Annotated in this window: 3 protein-coding genes; 1 reads left to right on the top strand and 2 read right to left on the bottom strand. The window is 69.5% G+C overall.

Annotation, left to right across the window (positions count from 1 at the left end):
- Both VNE62_09575 and VNE62_09580 read right to left on the bottom strand, forming a co-directional pair.
- The coding region (locus tag VNE62_09575; GenBank protein ID HVE92530.1) for a hypothetical protein at positions 1 to 219 on the bottom strand (219 nt) is incomplete at its 3' end.
- Between the two features lie 30 nt (positions 220 to 249).
- On the bottom strand, positions 250 to 1,002 hold the full coding sequence (locus VNE62_09580) for a DUF2071 domain-containing protein (protein HVE92531.1): 753 nt from the start codon (positions 1,000 to 1,002) through the stop codon (positions 250 to 252).
- Positions 1,003 to 1,112: 110 nt separating this feature from the next.
- On the opposite strand from VNE62_09580, the gene VNE62_09585 reads away from it, so the two are divergent.
- Positions 1,113 to 3,735, top strand: a 2,623-nt coding sequence (locus tag VNE62_09585; protein ID HVE92532.1) for a GNAT family N-acetyltransferase, incomplete at its 3' end; no start/stop codon positions are given.

Raw genomic sequence — 3,735 nt, forward strand, 5'->3', positions numbered from 1 at the left:
GGCCGCGCCGTCCGGGGTCTCGCCGAGCTCATACGCCTCACCCCAACGCAGGCCGAGCCGGACGAAGATCTCGAAGTACTCGGGCAGCCGCGCAGTGCGGTCTTGGGGGTCGGGCAGAACGTGGCTCAGAAGCGGGTCGTCGGCCAGGGCGAGTGCGAGCGTCCTCGCCGTGTCCCCGACCCGCGTCTCGGACAGCTTCACCACGTCAGCGGCAGTCATGGTCCGATTATGACGCGGCGGTGAACGACCCTAATCGCGGGGCACGGCCACCTCCCGGCGGGCCCAGCGGACGTCGAGGCCGGGGGACCAGTGCGCGATCGGTCCGCCAACCGTCTGCGGACCCCCGGCCGACTGGATCAGGTTCTGGTCGCAGCGGGTGACGGCTGCGCGCCACAGAGGCCAGGGCTCGTGGTCGATCCGGGACACGTGGATCCGGCCGTTGCGTCCGGGGCTGTACAGGCGCCACCGGCAGATCAGGAACCTCTCGAGCTCGGAAAGAGTCTCCACGCGCTCCCCCACCTCCAGCGTCGCCGCGAACGAGGCGGACCGGCGCCGCGTCATGCAGGACACCGTCCGGCCCTCGGACTCCACCCGCACTCTCGCCCACTGATACGGGATGCCGTACCAGGCGCGGGCCACGAGAGCGACCGCCAGCCGCGAGGCCTCCAGGGACAGAAACCAGATCCCGCGCCGGCCGTCCGGCCCCCTCACGTACGTCCGCACGTTGACCTCGGGCGTGGTCTGCAGCCAGGGAATGGCGGGAGCCCACGCGGGCAGGCTGACCGACAGGTGGAACGGGATCAGTCCCACCCACGCCGAGCCGTCCATCTGGTCCACCTCCACGCCCGGGGGCAGCAGCGCCTGAATCGCCTCGGGGTCACAAGGCCAATGGATGAAGCTCAAGTCCCGCCACCGCTGCGCCATAAAGGGCCGCACGATCGGGTGCGGACCAGCCACCCCAAGATCAGGATCCTGCGCTGTTTTGAGCGATTGCTCAACCATGAATTGAGCATATGCTCAAACCATCCTCGAAGGCAAGTCTCGAGGACGAAACCCTCTCGGCGGCCCCCGCCGCACCGTGGGACAATCGCCGCTCACGCGCTGGGGGGCAGATGACCGAGACACGGGCGCGGCCCGAGATCATGGAGCTGGACGGACTCGTGCTGCGTCCGCTCGTCCTGGACGAGGACGCCGCCGCGCTGGCGCAGATGTGGAACGCCAGCGACGACCAGTGGCCCGGGACCTGGAGCGGCGGAGTCCCGGTCACTGCCGAGATGGTCATCGACCGGCTCACCCGGGAGGACGCGCTCGAGCACCTCATCTGGGACGCCGGTGGCGTCATCGCCGGCTACTGCTCGCTGTGGAAGGACCCCGAGTACCCGTCCGTCGCCCGGATCCAGCTGCTCAACGTCCCCCCGCAGTTCCAGAAGCGCGGACTGGCGCGCCGCATCCTCACGCACTACGTCGCGCGCGTCGCGGAGATGGGATTCGCGCGGCTGGACCTGTACAGCTGGCCGGGAAACGAGAAGGCCGTGCCGACCTACAAGAAGTCCGGCTTCTTCTGGCTCCCGGACCGCTCGTACCTTCAGATGCTCAACTTCATGCCGTCGATCCTGAAGATGCCCCTGCTCCAGGACTACTTCGCGCACAACGACTGGTACTCAAGCTTCCGGCGAGAGCTCTCCCAGGAGCCGGACGAGGAGCGCTGGGAGGGCATGAAGGTCTTCACCTACCGCTTCGGCGACGACGACGTGGTCGTGAGGATCGACCGCGAAGCGCACGCGATCACGGCGGTGGAGACCTCGCTGGTTGCGGTGGCCTCGATCGTGAGGGAGGCCGACCCTCCACGTGGGCTTCCCGCGACCCTCACCTGGCGCGTCGAGAACCGTCGCGACGCGATGCTGACGGCGACGATGATCGGCATCGGCTCCCAGCACCTGGCCCTGGACCACCGCGAGGAGCTGGCGCTCGGCCCACGCGAAAGCCGTGAGGTCGACATCCCGGTGCAGGTGGCGGTGGAGGTCCCGGACCGCGACGTGGAGGAACACAAGCCGGCGCCCGGCGTCCGGACGCTGCTGGTGTCACCCGACCTCAGCGTCGACCTCGCCTCGGGCATGCGGCCGCAGCCGGCAGTTGAGCCCTGGCTGCACCTCGAAGGCAGGACGCCGGCCCCCGGCGTCCCGGCCGAGTGCCGGCTGCAGCTGCGCAACCGGCTGAAGCAGCCGGTCGAGGTGGCCGTGTCGATCACGGCGCCCGAGGGAGTGGACGCGTCCTGGAGTCGTCAGACCGTCCGGTTGGAGGCGGAGGGACGCGCCGGTGTTCCGCTGACGCTGACGGGGGCCGGCGAGGCGGCCTACGAGATTCCCGTCACGCTGCAGGTGGAAGCCTCCGGCCGCAGCCTCACCTTCTCTCCTGAGCCATTGCGTTTCGCCGTCCTGACGCCGGGCGGGGTGCTTGCGTGGAAGTCCGAAGACGAGGTCGTGGTGCGAAGCGAGCTTGCGTCGCTTCACCTGAGCCGTCAGGGGGCCGGGCTGAGCATCATGACGCCGGACGGAAAGTGGCTTGCGTCCGAGGAAGGCTGGCCCACCCCGCCATCCATGCCCACCGAGTACCCGGACGCCTACTTCGACCTCGACCTGCGGACGGTCAACGGGCGATTCGTCGTCCACGCGAGCACGAAGTCCAAAAACGACCCGGGCATCGTCCTGCACAAGTGGGTGGAGGCCTCGGCGGGACCGGTGGTCGCGGTGCGCTACGAGATCGAGAACCTGTCGTCGTCCGGCCGTCGCCTGCAGCTCACTCAGTCGGTCGGCTTCAGCGGCCGCACGCTCACCCTGCCCCTGGCGCGCGGTGGCATCACGGCCGGAGCGGCCGGCGACTTCCCAGGACGTGCCGACACGGAGTCGAAGAAGCCGGGGTTCCTGTCGGAGGAGTGGGCGCACTCGGACACATTCGACGGCAGCGTCGGCATCGTCTGGGCCCCCGACTTCGAGCAGCTCGCATGGGACTGGGGAATGAGCAGGCGCGGCACGATGCTGGACGTCCCGGCTCAAGGACGGGTACGCCCCGAGCCGTTGCTGCTGCAGATCGGCGCGGACATGGCCGCCACACGCTCGCTGTGGGAGCGGACGACAGGACGCCCGAGGCAGCCGAACGCGCCGGCACCCGAGCCGCGTCCCCACGTGAACGTGATGACTGAGCCTTCGCCCGTGGTCTCGCTCGGCGAGGCGGTCCAGGTGACGCTGGTCTCCCGGAGCCTCACCACCCGGGTGGCCTCCGGATCGGTCGAGCTGGTCGTGCCGGAGGGTTGGTCGTCGGACCCGCAGAGGGTGGACCTCAGCGAGATCACGTGGAAGCGGGACTCGGTGGCGCCGGTGAGGTTCACGCCTCCGCCCCGCCCGGACGCCGGGTTCGTCAAGGCCGTGCTGGAGACCGAGGAAGCCACACAGTCCTTCGACCTGCCGCTCCTGCGCCTCGGCGACGGCAGCGACGTGCAGGTCTCAGAGGCCGACAGCCATGGGACGCCCGTGCTGACGATCGCCAACGGGCTGATCGAGGTCGATGTCGCGCCCTCGTTCTCCGGCTGTGCGACGTCACTGCGCGCGGAGGGGGCCGAGCAGCTGCTCTCCGCCTTTCCCAAAGCGGGCGTCTTGGGCTGGATGAGCCCCTGGCACGGGGGACTGTCGCCGGTGCTGACGGCGGGTGGCGGCTTTCCCGGAGTCCTTCACACACAGC

The organism is Actinomycetota bacterium (assembly GCA_035536535.1).
In the GTDB taxonomy this organism is placed as follows: Bacteria; Actinomycetota; JAICYB01; order JAICYB01; family JAICYB01; genus DATLNZ01.